20 protein-coding genes are annotated in these 21,356 nt (G+C 63.7%); 4 read left to right on the top strand and 16 right to left on the bottom strand.

All coding sequences use genetic code 11. From position 1 onward, the window contains the following. Nucleotides 1-20: 20 nt before the first annotated feature. The 12 genes from hisA to VT84_RS19885 form a co-directional block, all read right to left on the bottom strand. Nucleotides 21-743, bottom strand: coding sequence for a 1-(5-phosphoribosyl)-5-[(5-phosphoribosylamino)methylideneamino]imidazole-4-carboxamide isomerase (gene hisA / locus VT84_RS19940; protein ID WP_052555646.1), 723 nt, complete (start codon nt 741-743; stop codon nt 21-23). A 251-nt stretch (nt 744-994) separates the two neighbouring features. Next, nucleotides 995-2,074 (bottom strand): prenyltransferase/squalene oxidase repeat-containing protein, encoded by a 1,080-nt coding sequence (locus VT84_RS19935; RefSeq protein ID WP_052555064.1) that lies wholly within the window; start codon nt 2,072-2,074, stop codon nt 995-997. Between the two features lie 768 nt (nt 2,075-2,842). Further along, a complete protein-coding gene (locus VT84_RS19930) occupies nt 2,843-3,313 on the bottom strand; it encodes a hypothetical protein (RefSeq protein ID WP_052555062.1) in 471 nt (156 codons plus the stop codon). 196 nt (nt 3,314-3,509) lie between these two features. After that, on the bottom strand, nt 3,510-4,460 hold the full coding sequence (locus VT84_RS19925) for an HDOD domain-containing protein (protein ID WP_052555060.1): 951 nt from the start codon (nt 4,458-4,460) through the stop codon (nt 3,510-3,512). Nucleotides 4,461-4,500: 40 nt separating this feature from the next. Continuing rightward, the gene (locus VT84_RS19920; RefSeq protein ID WP_052555057.1) at nt 4,501-5,553 is read right to left on the bottom strand and encodes an ATP-binding protein; all 1,053 of its coding nucleotides are present in this window, start codon (nt 5,551-5,553) and stop codon (nt 4,501-4,503) included. Then, complete coding sequence (locus VT84_RS19915; protein ID WP_082840738.1) at nt 5,550-7,823, bottom strand: NYN domain-containing protein; 2,274 nt, start codon at nt 7,821-7,823, stop codon at nt 5,550-5,552. The genes VT84_RS19920 and VT84_RS19915 overlap by 4 nt, the downstream gene beginning before the upstream one ends. A gap of 64 nt (nt 7,824-7,887) precedes the next feature. Further along, the gene (locus tag VT84_RS19910; protein WP_082840737.1) at nt 7,888-8,352 is read right to left on the bottom strand and encodes a glycine cleavage system protein H; all 465 of its coding nucleotides are present in this window, start codon (nt 8,350-8,352) and stop codon (nt 7,888-7,890) included. A 212-nt stretch (nt 8,353-8,564) separates the two neighbouring features. After that, nucleotides 8,565-9,890 (bottom strand): coproporphyrinogen-III oxidase family protein, encoded by a 1,326-nt coding sequence (locus VT84_RS19905; RefSeq protein ID WP_082840736.1) that lies wholly within the window; start codon nt 9,888-9,890, stop codon nt 8,565-8,567. A 14-nt stretch (nt 9,891-9,904) separates the two neighbouring features. Continuing rightward, nucleotides 9,905-10,690: a Uma2 family endonuclease gene (locus VT84_RS19900; protein ID WP_052555050.1), complete on the bottom strand. Its 786-nt coding sequence runs from the start codon at nt 10,688-10,690 to the stop codon at nt 9,905-9,907. A gap of 20 nt (nt 10,691-10,710) precedes the next feature. After that, nucleotides 10,711-11,823 (bottom strand): PQQ-binding-like beta-propeller repeat protein, encoded by a 1,113-nt coding sequence (locus VT84_RS19895; protein WP_082840735.1) that lies wholly within the window; start codon nt 11,821-11,823, stop codon nt 10,711-10,713. 17 nt (nt 11,824-11,840) lie between these two features. After that, nucleotides 11,841-12,947 carry an iron-containing alcohol dehydrogenase gene (locus VT84_RS19890; protein WP_239465418.1) on the bottom strand — a complete coding sequence of 369 codons (1,107 nt, stop codon included), beginning with the start codon at nt 12,945-12,947 and terminating at the stop codon, nt 11,841-11,843. Nucleotides 12,948-12,966: 19 nt separating this feature from the next. Continuing rightward, a complete protein-coding gene (locus tag VT84_RS19885) occupies nt 12,967-14,403 on the bottom strand; it encodes an aldehyde dehydrogenase family protein (RefSeq protein ID WP_082840733.1) in 1,437 nt (478 codons plus the stop codon). Nucleotides 14,404-14,792: 389 nt separating this feature from the next. On the opposite strand from VT84_RS19885, the gene VT84_RS19880 reads away from it, so the two are divergent. The 4 genes from VT84_RS19880 (at nt 14,793) to VT84_RS19870 (ending at nt 16,779) form a co-directional block, all read left to right on the top strand. Continuing rightward, nucleotides 14,793-15,671 carry a DUF1559 domain-containing protein gene (locus tag VT84_RS19880; RefSeq protein ID WP_082840732.1) on the top strand — a complete coding sequence of 293 codons (879 nt, stop codon included), beginning with the start codon at nt 14,793-14,795 and terminating at the stop codon, nt 15,669-15,671. Between the two features lie 55 nt (nt 15,672-15,726). Then, complete coding sequence (locus VT84_RS38725) at nt 15,727-15,897, top strand: hypothetical protein (protein ID WP_157469653.1); 171 nt, start codon at nt 15,727-15,729, stop codon at nt 15,895-15,897. Between the two features lie 67 nt (nt 15,898-15,964). After that, nucleotides 15,965-16,366 carry a transposase gene (locus tag VT84_RS19875; protein WP_082838127.1) on the top strand — a complete coding sequence of 134 codons (402 nt, stop codon included), beginning with the start codon at nt 15,965-15,967 and terminating at the stop codon, nt 16,364-16,366. A gap of 17 nt (nt 16,367-16,383) precedes the next feature. Further along, a complete protein-coding gene (locus VT84_RS19870) occupies nt 16,384-16,779 on the top strand; it encodes a hypothetical protein (RefSeq protein WP_082838126.1) in 396 nt (131 codons plus the stop codon). 69 nt (nt 16,780-16,848) lie between these two features. Here VT84_RS19870 and VT84_RS19865 read toward each other — a convergent pair whose 3' ends face one another. The 4 genes from VT84_RS19865 to nadC all read right to left on the bottom strand — a co-directional run bounded on the left by VT84_RS19865 (nt 16,849) and on the right by nadC (nt 21,278). Next, nucleotides 16,849-18,033 carry a hypothetical protein gene (locus VT84_RS19865; RefSeq protein ID WP_082840731.1) on the bottom strand — a complete coding sequence of 395 codons (1,185 nt, stop codon included), beginning with the start codon at nt 18,031-18,033 and terminating at the stop codon, nt 16,849-16,851. 148 nt (nt 18,034-18,181) lie between these two features. After that, nucleotides 18,182-19,465, bottom strand: coding sequence for a phenylacetate--CoA ligase family protein (locus VT84_RS19860; RefSeq protein ID WP_052555039.1), 1,284 nt, complete (start codon nt 19,463-19,465; stop codon nt 18,182-18,184). 143 nt (nt 19,466-19,608) lie between these two features. Further along, nucleotides 19,609-20,406: a biotin--[acetyl-CoA-carboxylase] ligase gene (locus tag VT84_RS19855; protein WP_082840730.1), complete on the bottom strand. Its 798-nt coding sequence runs from the start codon at nt 20,404-20,406 to the stop codon at nt 19,609-19,611. Beyond that, on the bottom strand, nt 20,403-21,278 hold the full coding sequence (gene nadC, locus VT84_RS19850; protein WP_082840729.1) for a carboxylating nicotinate-nucleotide diphosphorylase: 876 nt from the start codon (nt 21,276-21,278) through the stop codon (nt 20,403-20,405). Before nadC ends, VT84_RS19855 begins: the two co-directional genes overlap by 4 nt. Nucleotides 21,279-21,356 lie beyond the last annotated feature (78 nt).

The following is a 21,356-nucleotide window of genomic DNA, read 5'->3' as shown; positions in this document are numbered from 1 at the left end:
GGCGCGTTAAGTGGTCGCCTCTACTGAGGTGGCCGCGTCAGTGCGAGTGCGGCTGCGAGGTCCAGACTCCCTTCATAAAGTGCGCGGCCGATAATGCAGCCCGGAATCCCTTCGTCAATCAGTCGGCGCACGTGATCGAGAGTACAAACGCCTCCACTGGCGATGACGGGGAGCGGAACCGCGGCCTTCATCTCCGCGAGCCCGGCGAAGTTCGGGCCGCTCATCATCCCGTCCTTTGCGATGTCCGTGTAAACGACCGCGGCGAGCGGCGAATCGCTGACCTGCTTCGCGAGATCGACGGCTTTGACCTGAGAAACTTCGAGCCACCCCTCGGTCGCGACGAACCCGTTTTTCGCGTCCACGCCCAGAACGATGTGATCCGGGTAGCGCTTGGCGACCGTGCGGGTCCAGTCCGGGGACTGAAGTGCTTTGGTACCGAGCACGGCCCACCGCACGCCCCACCCGAAGACGGTTTCGAGGTCGGCGTCGGTACGCAACCCGCCCCCGAGTTGAACCGGAACCCCTACGGCCTCGACGATCGCGCGAATAACGGCGCCGTTGGTGGGCTTACCGGCTTTTGCGCCGTCGAGGTCGACAACGTGGATGCGATCGGCGCCGAGTTCGACCCACCGCCGCGCGACCGCGGCCGGGTCGTCCGAGAACTCGGTCTTTTGCGAGTAATCGCCCTGCTTCAACCGCACGGCGCGGCCGTTAAGGAGATCAATTGCCGGGTAGATGAACATGAATCGGTCCTTACACTCCGTGGTCATTCTTCACGGAGCGCGCGAGGAAAGCAAGGGAATTGAAGGAATCGTGAAGGACGAAGTCGGTCACAGTTTTGGCAAGATCAAAGAAACCGTGGGGATCGGCCACCCAAAAGCGCGGCGGGCACGAAAGAAAACCGAAGGCCAAGAGTGGAATTACTCCAACTCTTTTCTTCGGTCTTCTTTCGTGCCCCGTCGCTTTTCACCGATCTCCGCGGTTCTCGTGTTCGTTAGCGAGAGAGTGCGGGGAGATAGTCGTTGTCGAGTTGTAGGATCACGAGCGCGACGGCCGTAGAATAGCTGGGGCCGAAATTGACATCGGCCCAGCTCCCGTCTTTGGACTGCATGTCCTTGAGGGTTTTGAACAGCTTTGTGCGCGTTTCGGACCAGCGGAGGAGATTTTGGTCCGCCGTTTCTGTGTCGATCTTGCGGTGCCCGTTCTCACCCAGTGCGAACGCGACTCGCGCGAGCTGGTACTGCTGTAGCATCGCGTACACACCGCCGTCGCGGAGGAAACGGAGCTGCTGCGGGGTGTTCGTGCTGTTCGCGTTGTTGACCCACTTCGCCAACTGTTCCGGGCGCCCGCCGTCCTGCATGAGCACATCGGCCGCGGCCATCGCGCTGAACATCGGTTGCCCGTCGTTACCCGCCGGGAGCATTCCGTTCGCAATGCTGTAAATGACCCCACCTTCTTTATTGGTCGCCCGGGTCAGGTACCGCACTGCCTTATCGGTCGCAGTCTTCGGTACGCTGATCCCGACCTTGCGGGCGGCGATGAGAGCTTGAAGCACGATCCCCGTGGACTGACTGTCGTCGTACCCGCCGTTCTCGCCCGGGGCAACGAACCCCCACCCGCCGCTCGTGTTCTGGCGCTCCAGGAGGAACTTGGTGGCTTTGTCCAGCACTTTCGCGACCCGCTTGCGCCGGTCGTCATCGTCGTCCGAGTCGTAGGCGCACGCGAGAAACAACAGTGCGTGGGCGTGGCTCTGGATGTACTGGTACATCTCGTTCATGGAGTTACTGGCGAGTAACCCCTTGTCGTTCGTGTTCGCCTCGAACCAGTCGATCGTTTTGCGGATGTGCGGTGCGTAGGTTCCGGTCTTCGGCGTGCTGCCTTCCATCAGGAGGGCGAGTCCGGCGGTCGCGGTGATCGTGGTGGGCGAGATACCGTTCAGCCCCTCCCACGTGCCGTCGGCTTTCTGCTGGGCGGCGAGCCACTTCAACCCGGTCCGGACGGTTTCGCTCGCACCCTTATTGGGTGCCGGCGTTGCCAGAACTGCGAGGGCAATGGCTGCGGCTGCGGCGTGCATTGGCGGCCCCAGGTAAGAGCAAACGTTCCTTACCACTATGGACGCCCCACAGGGGCAAGATCAACAAGGAATCCGGATCGGACACTCTTTTCGGTTTTGGTACCGGTTTTAATACGGCGATGGGATAGCCGCTGCTTGGGGCGAGGCGATTGGGGCCGAAGTAGTGTGACTCGACTCCGGCGTAGGGAATGGATCACACCATTATCGCTTGATGCCTTCCCCGCTGAACGATTACGCTCTCCAGCCCAGCTCACACGATGAGCTACGAACCCTAAAAAATCGTCGTGCGGGTCGGGTCAAGTGCGGCGCTGGCTCGGCCACTGCGAAACTGCCCAGAGTGTGCAATGAGTCTACCGTCGCCTCGTGTCCCACGGCCGAGCCGAACGTGCTCCCTCGTCGTCGCGGTTGTCTTTATCCACGCGCGAGCGGGATCTCACTCGGCGGGGCTTGCGCGTACCCACGGCCACGAACAGGGCACCGCCGCCGACGCACATCAAGCTACATGGAGCACCACCGACCGCGTTCCAGAACCGTTGGTCCGCAGGTACGTTATTACGTGCAGCTTGAGCGTTCACCGCGCCCGTTGATACGCCCGCCAACGCTCCGAACGCGATCAGCAGCACGCCGCCTACCAGAGCCAATGTTCTCATCCGATTTCCTTCACCCTCTCTTGCCGAACCAAGCGCTGCACCTGCCCGGCCCGCTCGATGAGCTACACATCTCAGAAAGTCTGCATGCGGGTCGGGGTACGCGCAGCGCTTGGTTCGCCTAATGCGTCTTGCTGCGGAACGCCCGCCGCACCTCCGGACGGTTGAGCGCCGTTAGCGCCCAGATACCCAGTACGATCCCGATGAAACCGCACGAGAGGGCGAGCATCATCAGGATGGCCGACGCCATCGCCCACGGGTACGCCCGCAATTGCCGCATCCGCCACGCACCATACAAGCCGACGGCCGTAGCTAGCGGGTAGCCGAAGCCGAGGGCGAGCATTATCGGCTGCTCCTTCTTGGCCCCCGGCGACAGTGCCTCCGGGACAGCGAGTGTCCATACGGCGATCGCGAGGAACGCGAGGGCGATTAGGCTGAGGAAGCACCACCCGACGAGGAGCGCGACGGCTGGAGCCGCGACCGCGCGTCTGGCCAACTCGACATCGATGAATCCGTCGTCATCAGGCCTCTCGCGGCGCTCGCGCCGCGGCGGTTTCCAGTCTTCGTCAGCATCCAGTTCGTTAGAGCTCAAGTCAAACTCTGCAGCCGAATTTAGAATTAATTTGCTGGTAAATGTTTGTATTTATTTGCCGTCCGAAGCAAACGAATACAGACGTTTGCCTGTAACCGTTGGCGTAACGTCCAGAAGGATAAAACATTTGCTACCGCGCTCAAACGGGAAGTGGCCTGTGCGATTTTGCTTCGGTTAGCAAAGGTTTTTCACCGCACTAGTGCGAACTCAGTTCGCGCTCGGCCGTGGTGACCGCGTCACGCATGAGTTCGGGAAGCGTCGCGATTAGCCGTTTTTGACGTTCCCCACCCCACCCCGCGACCAGGAAGGGCAGCCGCGGGTTCGTTAGCGGGTTGTAGTTCTCGGTCGTTCCGCCGCACTGGAGGTGGTTGGCCATGTGGTCGGCCGCGGCCACGAGAGCCACGAGGCGCGACCCCGCGCCAGGCGGGCGCGGCGTGTGGTGGTGCCGGATCACTTCGACCAGTTCCGGCGGCAAGTTACTCAGTTCGGCGAACCACCCGCCCAGCGCACAGTGATCGGCACCGATCACGGCGCGCTCGCGCGCGAGCAGGTCGCCCTCTTCCCGGAAGTCCATCGCGCCCGCGAGGGCGAGGCTCTCCGGGTCGGCGAGTGCGATCAGCACCCGGCCGAGGTCGTGGAGCAACCCGGCCGAATATTCTTCCCCGTGGAACCCGAGTCGGTGCGTGCGGTTGAGTTGCGCGCAGATGGACGCGGTCACGAACCCGTGGTGCCACAGCGTTCGGCGCTCGAATTCCCCGGTGGTTGCACGCCCGCGGAGCCGTCCGCGCAACCCGATCGCAGTGACCATACTTCTGCACGTCCACAACCCGAGCCTCACCACCGCTTGATCGAGCCGGATGGTCGGCGCACCACCGGCGAAGAGGGCACTGTTCGCGACGCGGAGCAACCCGGTCGCCAGCGCCGCGTCCTCCCGGATCAGGTCGGCGATGGCGGCGAGGGAGACGTTAGGGTCTTCCATCAGGGCGAGTGCCCGCGTTGCCGTGACTGGCAGCGGCGGCATCTCGTCGACGAGCCGGCGGATTTGCTGTTCGAGCCGAACGGCGCGCTCCGCCGCAGACGGGGCTGCGGGCGCGCTCGATGTGAACATCGAGCGCAGGGCGTCGGAAAATCGCTTCAGGAGTGCCACACCGGCCCCTTTTTGCGGCAGGTATGCCGGACGTGCCGGGTCACAGACCCAGGTTGTCCAGGTCGTCCACGAGTCGGTCCAGGTCGTCCTTCGGTCCCGCAGGTTTGTCCGCCTGACGCTTCGGGATGCCCACGCTCATACCGACCGCGGCGCGCCCGTCGTTCTGCAACTCCCGGTCGCGTTCCTGGACCGCGGCGCCGAGGGCGTCCCCCATGTCGCCACCGAACAGCCGGCTCAGGTCGATCTTCAGCCCGCCGACCGCGGCGCCTGTTTCCGCGCCGGCGATCGCAGGAGACTTGTACTCGGGGAAGATGATCGCCTGCTGCGGGCACACGCGACTGCACGCGGGGCAGCCCTTCTTGCACTGGTCCTGGTTCTCGACCAGGATGCGTTCGATGGAATCGACCCCATAAACCCCGAACAGGCAGAAGTCGAGACACTCCAAACAGTTCGTGCAGCGGCTGTAGTCGATGACCGGGTACCACCTGCGCCCCGCGGGGGCGAGCATCGCCTCGGGAGTGAACGCGCGCTGTTCGGGCGGCAGTTCCGGTTCGGGTTTCGAGAGCGACAGCCCGAGCTGAAGAACCGGGGCCTTGTTTGCGGCTCGTTCGCGCGCCTTCGTGTCGCGCCGGTCGCGGCACTCTGCAGTGATGCGCTTGATTTCCGCGACGAACGCCTCGTGCTTGTTCGAGTCCCTCAAATCGAGCGTGTAAATGTGCCGGTCCGGGATCTCTCCGCTCGGGCCGATCGCTTCGGGTTTGTCGACCGGCGTGTCGGCTTCCGCCTCGTCATCGTCGTCCGAGGCCGCCTTCAGTTGCGTTTCGCCGAAGTGCCCCTTGATGCCGTCGCGGTCGAGCAGCCAGAACGCGGCGCGCGGGTACAGCCACGACAGCACGACCATGTCGCCTTTGACGCCGCCGAGGAACAGGCGGCCGGAGTGGTCGGGACCGAGGTCGTAGAGGTTGGGGACGACCGAAACTTCCAGGTCCGGTTCGAGTAGGAGCGCGGCGACGACGCTCTCTTCGAGCGCCCGCTTCGCCGGGTGCTTTCCCGGTGCTTGCGAGAGAACGACGGTAACGCGCGAACGACTCATGCGGGCTCCGGTGGCGATGGCGGCAGCGGCGGTAACAGGGCGGACGGTGGTATCGAGGGAGGTGTTATCTTATCGGCCGGGGCGCGCGTTTCAGCGGACGGTGGCACGAGTCGGGTCGATGACCCCGCGGGGAAGCGCTCGGCCCCGATTTCCAGACCCGAGAAGAGCACGTCCTCGTCGGGCACCCACTCCGCGACCGGCGTCACTTCCTCCACCGGTTCCCCCTCGTTCTCTACCGACGGCGCGAACACGACTAACTCTGATTCCGACGGAATGGGGAGCGGTTCGACGTCTGCGATCGGGATGACTTGCACGGCCGGTTCGATGACCGCGGCGACTGCTTCACTCGTGATCGCTGAAACGTCAACGATTTCGGACGCGGGCACGTCCACCAGTTCGGGTGCTTTCGGGGGTTCAGGGTGAGGAGGTTTATCGAATAGTTCACTATCAAAAGCGAACGGGTCAACGTCGAGTGCCGTAGCTTCCTCCATCGGCGCTGAATTCTCCACGGAGTCTGCTGCGGCGAACTCGGCGCTCTCCTCTGTCGGGGCGGTTGCGTCCGGTTCTAGAATCGGTACCAGTTCGGTTTCGTCGGAGGACTGGTACACGCTCAGAATCGTGGTCGCGATCTCCGGGAGCAGTTCGTCGGTGAACGGACCCGCTTCGATCGCCGCGACGAATGCCTCGGGTTGGATCGGCTCGGGTACGCCTTTTTCTTCCAGCCGGATGGCGAGGAGTTTGAGCATGATCCCGAGCACGGCCCAACGGATGTGGCCCGGTTCCGTGACATCGGGGTGGAGCGAAACGCGCTCGTCTTCTTCCAGGATCGCGTGCGAGAGACCGAGCAGCGTGAACGCACGGCGCACGTGCGACCGGTAGTTATCGACGCGCATATCGTCTTCGGTCGCGTAGAGCCGTTCGAGGAGTTGCCCGCGCTGGAGCGTTCCGGCCCCGCCTGCTGAAGGGTGGAGTGCGGTGAACGTGTCCGCACACACTCGCTCGATCGATGGCCAGGGTGTCGGGTGGATGCGGGTGTGTTCTGTGTCCGTACCCTTTGCTCCACCCTTCTGAAGCAGTTTCCGGTATTCGTCTGGTGTATGAACGCCACTCACCTGCGACGGCCTGGATGCGGCAGGTGGGGGTGCAAACTCCGGTTCCGCGAGGGCGGTAACGATTTCCGCGGTGGCTTGTTCCATTGCCGTGCCGGAGTCGAACGCCGCCGCGAGCGATTCCGCCCGAATTGGTCCCTTCACCCCGTTTTCGGAGAGGCGGCAATTCAGCACATACACGACGTACCGCAACAGCTTCTGCCGGATCTCTTCGCCGGTCGTTTCTGTTGCGAGCGTGTAAGCGCCGCCAGGGGCCGACGGCACCGGGAGTGAACAGCGGACGGCCGAGTGAATCAGCGCGACGTGGGCCGCGAGGTCGGTGATTCCCGTTATGCGGGCAGCGGCCTGGAGCCGGGCCATGAGTTCGATGGACGTTGCGGGGCTACCGCTGGGTGGCGTCAGTGCCGTAACGACCGCGTCGCAGATCCAGACAAGAGCGCTCCACGGAACGGTCAGCACGCGAGCCTCGTTCGCGTCCGTTCGGCCGCTCGCGAGCAGGTACTTGTAGTGTTCGGCGGTGTGCGGTTCCAGCGTCGGGCGCTCGGCCGGTGTCGGGCGCGTGCCCGTTCGTGTTACGCTTTTGAACCCGTTCCTGCCGTTGGATTTGGGCGGCTCACTCGCGATGGGAGCGCGCACCTGTCGCTCCCCGCTGCCGGCGGGGACGAGGCTCTCGAACAGCTCGAACTTGTCGGCGAATCGTTGAATCAGATCGTTGGTCGCACCGGTCACCGCGATTACCGAAACGGTGTGCCCGCGGCGCTTCAGTTCCAGGATCACCGGAATGAAGTCCGCGTCGCCGGAAACGAGAACGAAATGTTCGAGCGGGGCGCCCGGGCCGAGCAGCGCGACCGCGTCCATCGCGAGCTTCATGTCGGCGGCGTTCTTGTTCGCGGACTTCCCGGACAGGCGGAACACCTGGACCGGCTCGACGCCCTGGCGCATCAGGTCTTGGGGCTCAACGCGCAGGGTTTCAAAATCGGCATACGCGCGCCGGACCGCGAACGGGAGCCCGGTCATGCGCTGCGCGTGCCGGACCAGGTTCTTCATGTCTTCGGCGAACGACGGCCGTTCTTCGACCCGGATGCCCCTGTTGTTGAAGTAATCGACCCGGCTCAAAAAGAAGTTTTCAAGATCTATCAGTAGTACGGCTGATGGCTTCATGGGCGCCTCGTCCGTCAGGTGATCTGGTAGATCGTAACACCCGCGGGGGCGCGGAACAACGGGTTCACTCGTCGCTCGCGTTGATCTGCCCCTTAAGCACCCGCTGTGTGGCCTCCCAGCCGGCTTCGAGGTGGGCAAAGTAGGCGCTCGGGTCGAGTGTGTCGGTCAACTCACCTGTGAGTTCAAAGAGCCACCCGCGCCCGTAATTGTCGAGGTTAATCGTTCCCGGGTCTTCCAAAAGTGCGGCGTTGAACCGAGTGATCCGCCCCGCGACCGGTGCGTACAGCCCAGACGTGGCCTTCTGTGTCTCGATGAAACCGATTTCCTGCTTCGCGGTGACGAGTCCCGGCTCGATCCGCCATTCGAGGAAGTAAACGTCCTGCATGAGCCGCACCGCGTAGGCGGTGAATCCGAAGACGTGAACCCCGTCCTCACCGGGCCGGCACCACATGTGGTTCTTGCAGTAGCGCAAGTCGCCCGGCACCGGTGCCGGGTGTTTGCCCATCATGAACGTGAGCGGTTCGGACATGAGGCGTTTCACCGAGGGTGCGGAACCGCGGACGGCAGCAGAAAACATCAGTCGCGGATAAACGCAGATAGACGCGGATCAGAAAGACAGATTGACCACAAAAAAGACACAAAGGCTTTGGTTCAGCCCACCTGGGGTTGAACCAAAGCGTCCGTCTTCTGCCTGATCCGCGTTATCTGCGTTTATCCGCGGCGCTCCTAAACTTTTGGCGCTTACGTGTACCGCGAGCTAATGTACTGCGGGTCGAAGAACGCGGGGAGGTGGCGGTCGATCTGAATGAGGCCGTCCGGCGTGCAGTCGATGCTCTCGCCGGTCACGCTGAGCCAGCCGTCGCTCTCCAGTTTCTCGAACGCGGCGCGGAACTCGTCGCGGATGTCCACGTTGTACTTATCGCGGAAGTACCCGACGTCGAGGTGCCCGGTCTTCAACAGCAGCACGACCTCGCGAATGAGTCGGTCGCGCTCGGCTGTGGGGAATGCGCGCCCGAGTGGGAATTCGCCGGCGTCGAGGCGCGCGACATAAGCCTCCCAGGTGTCGACGTTCTGGATGTGGACGCCGTTCACGTGCCCGAACGACGCGACGCCCGTTCCGAACATATCGGCCCCGCGCCAGAGCGCCTCGCGATACACGAACCGCGTCTTCGCCTTGCTCTTCACCACAGTTGTGGCACTGGAAACTTCGTAGCCGGCTTTCACCAGTTCGTCGAAGGCGTACCGGGTCCAGGCGCGCTTGGTCGGCCAGTCCGCGACCGCGAGGGCCGGTTCGTCGTTGCCGAGCACCTTGAGTTCCTTGGAAAACACCGTGTTGTACGGCAGTTCCATCTGGTAGATCGTCACGCAGTCGGGAGCGAGCTTGATCGTCTTCTCGACGCACTGCTTCCAGTTGTCCCAGTCCTCGCCGACCATCCCCGCGATCAGGTCAATGTTGATTTGTGGGAACCCGAGTTCGCGCGCCCAACCGAACGCGCGGTAGATCTCTTCTTCTAAGTGTGCCCGCCCGTTGTACTGGAGGATCTCCGGTTTGAAGTTCTCGACCCCGAGGCTGAGCCGGGTGACGCCGTGCTTGCGGAGCATCTCCAGTTTGTGCTTTTGGAGCGTGCCCGGTTCGCACTCGAAGGTGATCTCGCGGGCCGAGTCCCACGGCATGATCTCGCGGAGCCGGGTCATCAGCCCGTCGAGCTGCGTGGCACTGAGGTAGGACGGTGTCCCGCCGCCGAAGTAGACGTAGTCGAGCGGGCGGCCCCCGACGCACGCGGTCTTGCTCAGCAGCTCGACTTCTTTGGTAATGGCGTCGAGGTACACCGAGATGTCGCTAGCGTTCTTGTCGGTGTAGACGCGGAAGTAACAGAACTTACAGCGCTTCCGGCAGAACGGGATGTGCAGGTACAACCCGAGCGGCACCCCCGGGCGCGGCGGGGAGTTTATCGCCCGCTGCGCGTCCGGGAGGTACGAGTTGTTCCAGAACGAGAATTGCGGGTAGTTCGCGATGAAGTAGTTGCCCAGCCCGGTCTTCTCTTGTTCGGCAGCGCTTACAGTCATGGCAGAATCACTCGTCAAACAGTGTCGGGATCAACGCCGAGTTCGCGGAGTCGGGCGGCGAGCTTTTCGGCACGGTGCCTCTCGGTTTCAGCGCGTTGCTTCTCGGCCTCGGCGCGCTTGTGTTCTTGTTCCGCGAGTCGGCGGGCGGCGTCCCAGCGCTCTTCTGCGGTGGGGAGCAAAACTCCGTTACGGTCCCAGACCCGTAACCAATCTGCGGTGTACCCGTGGTACTCGCCGCGCCAGGGGCCGATGCCGACTTCCATTTCCGGAATCCAGACTCGACCGGTCGAGTCGGGCGGGAGTAACTGGTACCTCCCGCGAACCAGTTCGTGGACGTCGAGTTGTTTTTGGGCAGTGTCCCAAATCGCGTAATAAACGGCTGCGATACCTCGCTCGTACACCCAGAATTTTCCGGTGAACGGCGTGTCGTCCCGTTCTTCGGCCCCGCTCCCGGACACGTACTCCATCACGATCAGGGGGCGGATGCCCTCTTGCCACAGGACGTATGATCGACGGAACTCACCGTCGAGCGTCCGCGGCACATTGGGGACGTAATACCAGTCCGGAGATTTACACCCGGTTAGTGGGTCCGGCTTCGTGTGGTGCCAGTAGATCCCCGTATCAGCCCCAACGAAATAATTGTCGTCGGGGTGGAGTCGATTCAGAACCGGGAGCAATACGTCGGAGAGTAGAGCGCTCTGTGGGTGCTCATAGGCGTTCTCCACGGGCTTGCCGTCCGTATCGGGGAGGTCGAGGTGCGTCGGGAGATCTACCTCGACGGGCGCGTCCGCGATCGACATCCGTTAGCCTCCCAGGGCGTTTACTTCTTCCCCAGGCAGTACACGACACCCTTGTCGGTGCCCACGATCAAACAGTCCGGCCCGACGGCCACGGAACCGGAGACGGCCGAGTCCAGTGTCAGTTCCTGGAGCTTCTTGCCGGTCTTCAGGTCGAGAACGTAGAAGTTCCCGTCGTCGTTCAGGCACCCGACGAACACTTTGCCGTCTACAATCACCGGGGAGGCGTCCACTTGACCCTCGGTGGTGAAGCTCCATGCCTGCTTACCGGTCTTCGGGTTGAGACCGTACACCTTTTTGTCGCGGCTCCCGGCAACGACAATCTCACCCGCCGCGGCGGACGCATAAAACGGCTGCTGCCGCGTGGCCGCCTCGAACGACCACATCTTCTCCTTCTTCTTCAGATCGACCGCGACAACGGTGTTCGCCATCGTTCCCACGTAAGCGACGTCGTTCAGGATCGCCGCGGTCGCGGCCGCTTGACCGCCGAGATCGACCGTGCCGAGTTCCTTGCCGGTCTTCGCGTCGAGAATGTGGAGGACGCTGTCGCAGCCCGCGACGAAGGTCACGTCGCCGATCACCGCCGGGGTGCCGTTCACCGGACCGTCCGTCTTCACGTCCCAGATCTTCTTGCCGTTCTCGTCGAGGCAGTAGAGCGTGGAGTCGTGTGAACCGATGAGGACGTTCGTGCCGTGGAAGTTGCACCCGGCCATGATCTCGCCGTTGGTCTCGAACTCCCACACTTTCGAGCCGTCGGCGGCCTTCAGGCAGAAGAGTTTGCCGTCCAGGTTGCCCACATACACGCGGTCGCCTTTCACGCTCGGCGACGCCTTCATTGCACCGAGTTTGACCTTCCATTTCTGTTTGCCGGTCGCGAGGTCCAGGGCGTACAGGTGCTTGTCGAGCGACGCGACGAAGACCACGCTTCCGGCGATGGCCGGCGCACCCTCGATACCACCCTGGTTCTTGCCGTCGCCGGTGTTGAACGACCAGCGCTCTTCGAGCTTCTCAGGTAGTTTCGATTTACCCGTTCCGGTCATGAGCGGGTCGCCGCGAAATACCGGCCAATCGCCCGAAACGAACGCGGGGGAGAAAATGACCGCGACGAGCGCGGCGAGCGACAGAACGCGAGACATGGTGGGCACCTCACGAGTTACCACGCGGCCTGATACACCCTGAGAATGTCGGCTTCGGTCACCGGGCGGGGGTTAAAGCGTGCCGTCCACTGCTGATTCGCTTCTTCGGCTAGCAACTGGAGGATAGTGTTGCTGACCCCACATTCTTTCAGCGATTGTGGCAACCCGGCCGCGGCCGTCAATTGTGACACGCGGGCGGCCAGCACCTCGGCGGCGGGCTGACCGTTTGTAAGCCCTCGCTCCGTGACCAGTTCTGCGTATAGGTGCCCAGCGGCAGGGGCATTGAAGCGGATCACGTGCGGGAGCATCACGCCGATCGCGACACCGTGGGTGATGCCGTAATGGGCCGTCAGCGGGTTCGCGCAACTGTGACACACTCCGAGCATGGCGTTCTCAATTGCCATGCCCGCGAGGTGCGAGCCGATCTGCATTGCGGACCGCGCGGCGAGGTCTTGCGGAGAACGCAGCGCGGTCTCGAAGTTCGGTTCGAGGTGATTGAACGCCGCCCGCGCGCACATCGCAGAAACCGGGTTTCGCTTGGTGCAGACGTAGGACTCGATCGCGTGGGCGACTGCGTCAATACCCGTCACCGCGGTAACAGAACGGGGTTGAGAGAGCGTCAGTTCGGGATCGAGGATCGAGACCCGGAACGCAGCTTTCTTGTCACCGCACGCCATTTTGAGGTGGCTGCGTTCGTCGGTGATGAGTGCGTAGCTCTGGGCTTCGCTCCCGGTCCCGGCGGTGGTGGGGACGCCGACCGAGGGGAGCATCGGCTTGGTCGCCTTGCCGTGCCCCTTGTAGTCGATCATCCGACCGCCGTTCGTGTGGATGAAGTTGATCCCCTTGGCGCAGTCCATCGAGCTACCGCCGCCGACGGCGACGATGCAATCGATTGTGTGGGCGCGCGCGAACACGACGCCGGCGTCCACCTCGCGCTCGGTCGGGTTCTCCTTCACGCCGTCGAAGAGGAACACCTCCAGGCCGGCCTCGCGCATGATCTTCAGCGCGCGCTGCGGGTGGCCCACGTGTTCGAGACCGGGGTCGGTCACGAGTAACACGCGCGTGCCACCAACAGATTGAACCGCGGCGCCGAGTTGGGCCAGCGCGCCCGGTGCGAATATCACGCGGCCGAGCGGCTCGAAATCAAACGGCGGCGGGCTTGCGTGCGTGCTGGAGTGCGCGCTGTTTGTAGAGGTGTGTAAAGAGGTTGCCTTCATGCGGCTGGTCCCAGGTCAACCGGTTGGTGGGTAGCGGCCCGATGTTCAGTCGCTCGATGTTCGCGCACGCCATGCACTCCGCGATGAACGCCGGGTCGTCGGTCAGGGCCGTGGCCGCGAGGGTGTAACCGATGCGTTTCAGCACGTCGTATTGGGGGTATTCTATCACGCTGGCGTAGGGGAACAGGAACTCCTTGTTCGCCAGCGGGTGTTCGGGGCCGTCGCACCGGATGATCGTCGGCAGCAGCCACGCGCACCGGCCCTCTTTCACGAGCCGCGGCGTGCCCCGCAGTTCCTGGGTCACGTCGCGTGCGTCGGGCGTTTTCAGCCCTTCGTCGACCATCGCGTTAATCGCTTCGGCGACTTCCGGCTTGGCGAACGCGCTGATTTCGCAGTTGGGGTCGTCCCAGGGGCGCGCTTTCACTCCGGCGAGTCGCTGCGCCAGCCCGGTGGCAATAGCGTCGGCGTTGCGCGGCGTCCAGATGGCGCTGGCGTTCACGCACGCGCGCCCGCCGTTCGCCGCGACCGCTTCGACCAACAGGTCGAGGTGCTGTTCCCAGTTGTCGGCCTGGTCCTCGCCGAAAATGATCTTCGAGTACCCGGTCCCGTGGATCTCGACGCGGTGATCGTTCTTGTACGGGGCCATGCTCCGGTCGTCGCCGAACGCCATGCTGCGCCCGCACAACCGGAGGATGTCGGCCGAGCCCGCGTGGTCGGTCGGGAGGAACCCGAGCACGCTCGCGGGAACGCCGGCCTTGAGGAACGCTTGCAGCACGCGGTACGGCGTCCACGGTTCCTCGCGCCCGGGCTTGAGTAGCAGCGGAATCTTGAACGCTAGCGTCGGCACCCACAGTGAGTGGACACCGGGCGAGTTGGACGGGAGCACCGCGCCGAAGACGTTCGTGGTCGGGTAGAACGCCTGCATCCGCCCGCCCGCGGTGGAGTACCCCTGGTCGAGCACCTCGATCGGCATCCCGCGCGTCAACCCGCCGATGACTTCTTCGATGTTGTCGAGGACGTAGTGGACTTTGCGCGCGTTCCGGTCGCAGAACACCAGCGCGCTGCCGGTCGTGGCGGAGAGGTTCCGCGTGTACTGATCGAACGTCAGTTCGGTGTCGCCACAGGGCAGGGCGGCGTTCAGGAAGTAGTCCGCGGCCTTCTTGTACATCGCGAGGATGTCGCGCACCGGGATGGCCGCGAGTTCTTTGTGTGCCCGCTCCATGTTGCTGACGTCGCGGGCGATCATCGAACCCGTGACCTGACTCACTTCCGCGACCGGTTCCCCGGTGACGTGGTGAACCAGGGTCGCTTTCTCCAGACTGGTGTACGTTTTGCCGAAGCGGAGAGCGGGGATCTGGATCATGTGGTGCGAGCGGGGTGAAATTGTTTCGCGGGCGGGGCTGGCCTCAACGGAGACATACCGGATTCAGGTCGCCTCCTAACGACATTATGGCGACAGAGCACTTTTGGCTCCAGTACCGACCCCCGAATCGCCCGCACCGAGGGTACGAACCCGGTTCACGCATTTTTCAATTTGCCTCAACCCCGTTTCCGTTCCAAAGTCGAAGCAGTACGCTTGCCGCCCGCCGATCACACCAACGGATGTTGAAGTTTCTGTGCGAATCCCGCCCCTCAATCCGGTTCCAGTCAGCGAAGTATCCGGGTCGTTCAGTACCGAAACGAACAGTTAATCCGCGGTTTCCACATCGGAACCAGTTCGGTGGGGCCGTTTTAAAACAACTGAGAGACACAATGCGCCCAACTCCTTTCCGCAGAGGTTTTACCCTCATTGAACTGTTGGTAGTGATCGCGATCATCGCGATCCTCATTGGCTTGCTGCTTCCCGCCGTGCAAAAAGTGCGCGAAGCCGCGGCCCGGATGTCGTGCAGCAACAACATGAAGCAACTCGGGTTAGCTGCGGCCAACTACGAAAGTTCGTGTGGCTACCTGCCGCCCGGCAACAACAGCGTGAGTGCGATCGGCACCTTCGGCTACCTGCTGCCGTTCGTGGAACAGGACAACATTTACCAACTGATTGAACCGGCAAAGCTCGCGATCCCCGGAACCGGTGTTTGGTATTCTGGGAACTCGTGGGTGGCCGCGAACTACCGGGTCAAGATGTTCCAGTGCCCGTCGGACGGGTCGGACAACGTAACTGCTTCAACTGGTGTTTGGGCTTACATTTACGTTAACGGTCCCTCGCCGAGTGCTGGTTCGTGGTCGCCGACTGCCTACCCGACCCTCGGGAAGACTAACTACGCTCCGAGCGCCGGGTACCTGGGTGCGGCGAACACGTCGCTGACCGGCCCGTTCTTCACGAACTCCAAGACGACAATTACCGCGATTTCCGACGGCACTTCCAACACCATCGGCTTCGGCGAGTACCTCGGTGGTCACAACCCCGGCACCCGTGACTACGTGAGCACGTGGATGGGCACAGGTGGGCTTCCGACCGCGTGGGGATTGACCGAAACGAGCGAGTGGTATCAGTTTGGGGGGCGGCACACGGGCGGCGTGCTGTTCGCGTTCTGCGACGGCTCCGTTCGCTCGCTACGCCGCGGGATGGATTCGAGCGCGTTCGTGTTCCTGTCGGGGATGAACGACGGGGTCGTTGTGACCAACGTGGACTGAGCCATACTCGTTGCCCTCACTCTCTTTGGGGGCCAGAGCCGACAGGAGATCAGCAATGCCTCGAATTCTCACCGTGGTTCTGAGCGGACTGGTTCTCGCCCTCGCGACCGGTTGCGGGGGTGGCACACAGCCGCCTCAAGAAGTTCCTCCCGCGCCGGGGAAGGGGGCTGCGCCCAACAAAGCGGCGCCAGTTCCGCCTCCACCCGCGCCGCCGAAGCGGAGCTAAGGACTACCGGACAAAACTACGAAGTCGCCTATCCTGATCGGCACCCATTCTGCTCAGGATTCGGTCCATGCAACTGAAGGATCTGGCCCGCGAACTACCGGAAGGCATCTGGGCGGTCTTTGAGCCGGTCCTGCCGACCAAGGTTTGGTCCGGCAACGGTCGCCCGCCGTGCGGCAATCGGGAATGCCTTCACGCGCTGTTGTACGTCCTGGCCTCGGGCATTAGTTGGGAGTTGCTCCCGTGGTGCTTCCCGTCGTACAAGACGGTCCAACGCCGACTCAAGGACTGGCTCCGCGAGGATGCGTTTCTTCGGGCGTGGCAACAACTGGCCGAGCGGTACCAGCGGTTGCACGGGATCAACTGGGACCAGATCCTCCTCGACGGGTCCAAGAAGCCGTCGGAAAAGGGGGCGAAGCTTCGGGGCCGAGTCCGGTTGATCGCGGCAAGTCGGGCACGGCGATCCACATAGCGAGCGACGCGCGAGCCATGCCCCTGGCGGTCGTAGTCACCAAAGCCGGGGCCAACGACGGCTGCCAGACCCACAAGGTGCTGGCGGCCCTGGTCGTTCGTGCGCCGGCCCCGGAGGTGCCGACCGACACGACCGACGAGCGGGGCCGACCAACCGCCCGAGCGGACGGTGCATACGGGAACGAACCGTCGCGGGGCCGAGCCGGTTCCCAGGGGTTCCGGTTGTACGCTCCCGGCCGTGGTCAGAAGCGCCCCGGAGTCGGCAAGGTGCGCAACGCCGTCGAGCGGTGTCACAACTTCTTCGCCCAGTTCGGCCGGGTCCGCAGGCGGCGCGACCGCAACGCGCGCAACTACCTCGGCTGGTGCCAGATGGCGGCTTGCGTGATCCTCTTACGATCGGGTTTTGTCCGGTAGTCCTAAGTTAAAAGACACGCGCCCCGCCAACAGGCGGGGCGCGTGTCTTTTGCAGGTCGCAGTTACCGATCAATACACGCCGACAACGGTCCCGCCGGCGAGTTCCGCGAACGGCCGAACGCCGCTCACGCCGTCCCACGGGTACTTCTCGAACGGCTTCTCCCGTTCGCCCTCGTCGCGTTCCGGGAACCGCGGAACGAAGAACTCCTTCGTGAACGTGCTCAGGAGCACGCGCCCGGTACCGCCGTAGGGCACCACTTCGTCGTAGTTCTTCGGGTTCACGACCTCGATCACGGCTCGCGGTTGCGGGGCGTAGTAGCTGATCTTGAACCCGTCTTCCGGGCCGATCGGCTTCGAGCACGCGAGGCCCATCAGCGTGTTGCCGTAGGTCGGCGTCATGTACACGTCGCCGTTGTCGAGCATCTCCTCGTAGGCTTCGCGCGTAAATTGTGGCGTGAACTCGGTACCGCCCGAGAAGATGCCGGTGAGACCCGCTTGCTTGATCGATCGGATACCACCCCGCGGGACCGGCTTGCCGAGCGACCGGTATTTGTCTTCGAGCTTCCCGCCGCGGAGCGCTTCGTCAAGGGCCGCGAGCAGCTTCGGCGTGGTGAATATGCACTTGATGTCGTGCCCGCCGGCCAGGATCGTGAGCGCCTGGTCGATGCAGTGGTCCTTGTAGGCTTGCGCCTCCGCGATCTTGCGCTCCTTCAGGCACTTCACGACGTAACGCGGGTCGAGATCGATCGCGAAGCAGATGCCCCCACGGTACTGCGCGAGGTGCTCGATCGCGAGCCGGAGGCGCCGGGGACCGCTCGGCCCGAGCATGAGCCAGTTGGCCCCGCGCGGGAAGAACTGGTCCGGCAGCGTGTCGGACATCATCTCGTAGTCGATCTTGAAGTCGTCGATCACGATGCGCGACTTCGGCAGCCCGGTCGTGCCGCCGGTCTCGAAGACGTACACGCCGCGGTCCGCGAGGCCCTTCGGCACCCACCGGCGCACCGGGCCGCCGCGGAGCCAGTCGTCCTCGAAGATCGGGAACTTCTTCACGTCGTCCCACCCGTTCACGTCGGTGAGCGGGTTGAAGTTGAACGTCTTCGCCTTTTCGAGCCAGAACGGGGTACCGGTGGCGGGGTCGAAGTGCCACCGCACGATCTCGCGAACGTGCGCGTCGAGCGCGGTCCGCGCGTTCTTGATGCGCTCTTCGAGCGTGGTGCCGGTTACAGGGGCCGGCTTACCTGGCGTGTCTTTCACGTCACCTCCCGGAAAGGGTTTGTCCCTCAATACGGGTAGTTAATCCCGTACTACAAGAATCAAATTACTCGTCTTGTTCGCGCTGAGCACGTCATTCCGGCGGGAATGCAAAGGGCGGGTGGCGGAAGTTCCCGAGTGCGCGATTCTGTCACCGCGCGGTCCGGACGATACGGGCGGCTTTCATCTCGAATCGAGGTAGGCTGCCCGGCGCAGCAGCGGTCACGTCCACGCGGAAGAACAACTCATCGCGGATCGCCCGGCCGATGTTGTCCGCGAGGCTGTTCCCGTCGCCGGTCGCGGGTTCCACTTCTAATCGCAGGTCCGCGAGCGGGTTCGTGTGATCCACGTGAATCCGGTACTCGGCGACCGCGGGGAACCGGCGGACGATGGCCTCGATCGCGCTCGGGTACAAGTTGTTCCCGCGCACGTGGAGCATGTCGTCTGCACGCCCCAAAATGCCCCCATCGAGCCGGCGCCACGAGCGCCCCGTCGGGTCGGGCGAAGTGGCCACTCGTACCATGTCGCCGGTCCGGTACCGGATGAGCGGGCTCCCCACGCGCCCGAGGTTCGTCAGCACCAGTTCGCCGCTTTCGCCTTCGGCGACGGGCTGCCCCGTTCGCGAGTTTACGACTTCCGCGAGGTAGTCGCATTCTAAGAGGTACATCTCGCCCGGCCGACCGGCCGCTTCCACCGCGGTTGGACCCATTTCGGTCATGCCGTAGTGGTCGAAAACGCGAGCGCCCCAAACCGCTTCCAGGCGCTGCCGTGTCGCCGGGATGTTCCCGCCCGGTTCACCCGCGACCACGATCGCGCGCACCGCGCTGTTTGCCAGATCAACTCCCTCTTTCGCTGCGAGTTCGGCCAGGTGCAGGGCGTAAGTGGGAGTGGCAAAGAGAACGGTGCAGTGGTGTTCGAGCAGGAACCGGAGCCGGCCTGTGCTGGTCATCCCACCGCCGGGCATCGTCAGGAACCCGGCACGCGATGCGGCCTCGAACGCGCTCCAGAATCCGAGAAACGGCCCGAACGAGAACGGGAAGAACAGTCGGTCTTTTTGCGTCAGCCCGAACAGTGCGAAGTTCGTGTGCCAGCACCCGATGAGCCACTCCCACGACTCCAGTGTGTCGAGCCAGTGGAGCGGGCGCCCGGTAGTGGTGCCGGAGGTCTGGTGGAACCGGGTGTAGCGCTCGATCGGGAACGTTAAATTTGAGCCGTAGGGCGGGTGTTCGGCTTGGTTCGCTGTGAGTTCGGCTTTGGTGGTGAACGGGAGCCGCGCGAACGCCTCCATCGAGTCGATTTCGCGCGGGTCGCGCCCCGCGAATTTGCGGGCGTAGAACGGGTTCCCAGGTATTACCGCCGCGAGGAGCCGGCGCACGGCCGCGAGCTGAGCGGATCGCAGTTGATCGGCGGGGGTGTCGAGGGGGACCGTCGGCATCGGACACTCGGAGCCGGTTGGCGGGCGGGTTCAGCGAGGTCTGCAGTATACCCGAATCGGCAGGATCGAGCCGGGTGTTGAGGGCATACAGGTATCGGTCTGGCCTCTTACAGTCCGCGTCGGGGCGCATCTCGCGCACGCGGTCAAACGGCGCGAACGTGTGCCACGCTTTCTGGCGTCACCACGCTCACGAATCCGGCCGGGTCTTCCAGTTCTAGACCGCCGAAGCTCATGTCGCGCAACCGACCGGTCGTACTTGCGCCTCCCAAATGTTCGATCACGACCTGCCGGCCGAGTAACCCGGTCCGGCGCTTCCACTCCGTTTCAACCGCACTGCTCTCGCCGGCACAGAGGCGGGAGTATTCGCGGTCGAGTTTGCGAATCACCACGCCGGCCGCGGCGCGGGTGTCGATGGCTCCCCCCGAGATGATTCCTAGAGATGTTGCCGAGGGCAAGTTCGCTTGGGCGAATTCTTCGGCCGTTTGGGTGAGGTTCAAACCGGTCCCGGCGATAGTAGTCAGCGCGCCCGCGCTACTGCTCTGTTCGATGAGGATGCCACAGATTTTCTTCTCGGTAACGAGCAGATCGTTGGGCCACTTGAGGCGGGCTTGCGCGCCCGTGAGGGTCTTGACCGCGTCCGCGATCGCGACCGCGACCCACGCGGTCAAGATGACCGGGCGCCGCAATTCGGTGGGCGGGCGCACAATGACCGACATCAGTAGTGAACTTCCGGGGCGGCTCGTCCACGTGCGCCCGTACTGCCCGCGCCCGGCGCTCTGGTGGTCGGCGATCAGTACCAGCCCGTCCGTGTCTTCTTCTGATGCGGCGAGGGTCGAACCGAGCGAAAGGGTGCTGTCGACGGAGTCGTACACCAGTACGCGCCGCCCGATGAGCTCGGTGTCGAAGTGCCAGGTTTCGCGCGGGGTGAAAGAGTCGCTCACGCTGCGTAGTCCAGTCCGATGTCCAGTGCGGGGGCGGAGTGTGTGACCGCGCCCACACTAATGCGGTCCACGCCGGTGGCCGCGATGTCACGGATCGTTGTCAGGTTCACGTTGCCCGAGGCTTCCAGCAGCGTGGCCGGGCTGACCTCGTTGCGCCGATTAACTGCCGCGCGCAGTTGGTCGAGCGACATGTTGTCGAGGAGCACGATGTCTGCTTTGACCGCGAGCGCGTGTTCGAGCTGTTCGAGGGTGTCTACTTCTACTTCGACCGGCAGCCCCGCGTTCCCGGGATAGGTCCGGGCCGCCTCGACGGACTTGCGCACGTCCCCGTTCAGCCCGGCGATGTGGTTGTCTTTAATCAGTATGCCGTCGTACAGCCCGATGCGGTGGTTCGTTCCCCCACCGGCGCGAACGGCGTACTTTTCCAGGAGCCGCCAGCCCGGTGTCGTTTTGCGCGTGTCGAGCACCTTGGCGGTAGAACTGTGGGCCGCATCCACGAACCGTCGCGTCAGGGACGCGACGCCGCTCAATCGCTGTAGGAAGTTCAGTGCGGTCCGTTCGGCCGCGAGGATCGCCTGGAGCGGTCCGGAAACCGTCGCCAGGACGGTTCCGCGCCCCGTGGCGGTGCCGTCGGGGACTGCAGGGGTGAACGTGAGGTCCGCGCTAACCGTTCGACACACGCGATCCGCGACCGGCAACCCGGCGACTACGCCCGTTGTTCGGGCGACGAACGCGGCCCGGGCACGTGTGGCTTCCGGGATCGTGGCGAGGCTCGTGCGGTCGCCGGTCGTTCCGAAATCTTCCGCGAGCGCGAGCCGAATGAGCGCGTCGGCTGCGTCCGCTTCGGCTGCGGTGAGGGAGGAACTGCTCATGCGATTACCGTAACCGGTCGGCCCTCTGGCGACGAGTCTTCTGCGAAAAAACGGGAGAAACTGTGCCAAGCATACGGC

This window comes from Gemmata sp. SH-PL17, assembly GCF_001610855.1.
In the GTDB taxonomy this organism is placed as follows: Bacteria; Planctomycetota; Planctomycetia; order Gemmatales; family Gemmataceae; genus Gemmata; species Gemmata massiliana.
The sequence above is the reverse complement of the archived record's forward strand: the minus strand, read 5'-3'. Positions and strand labels throughout refer to the sequence as shown.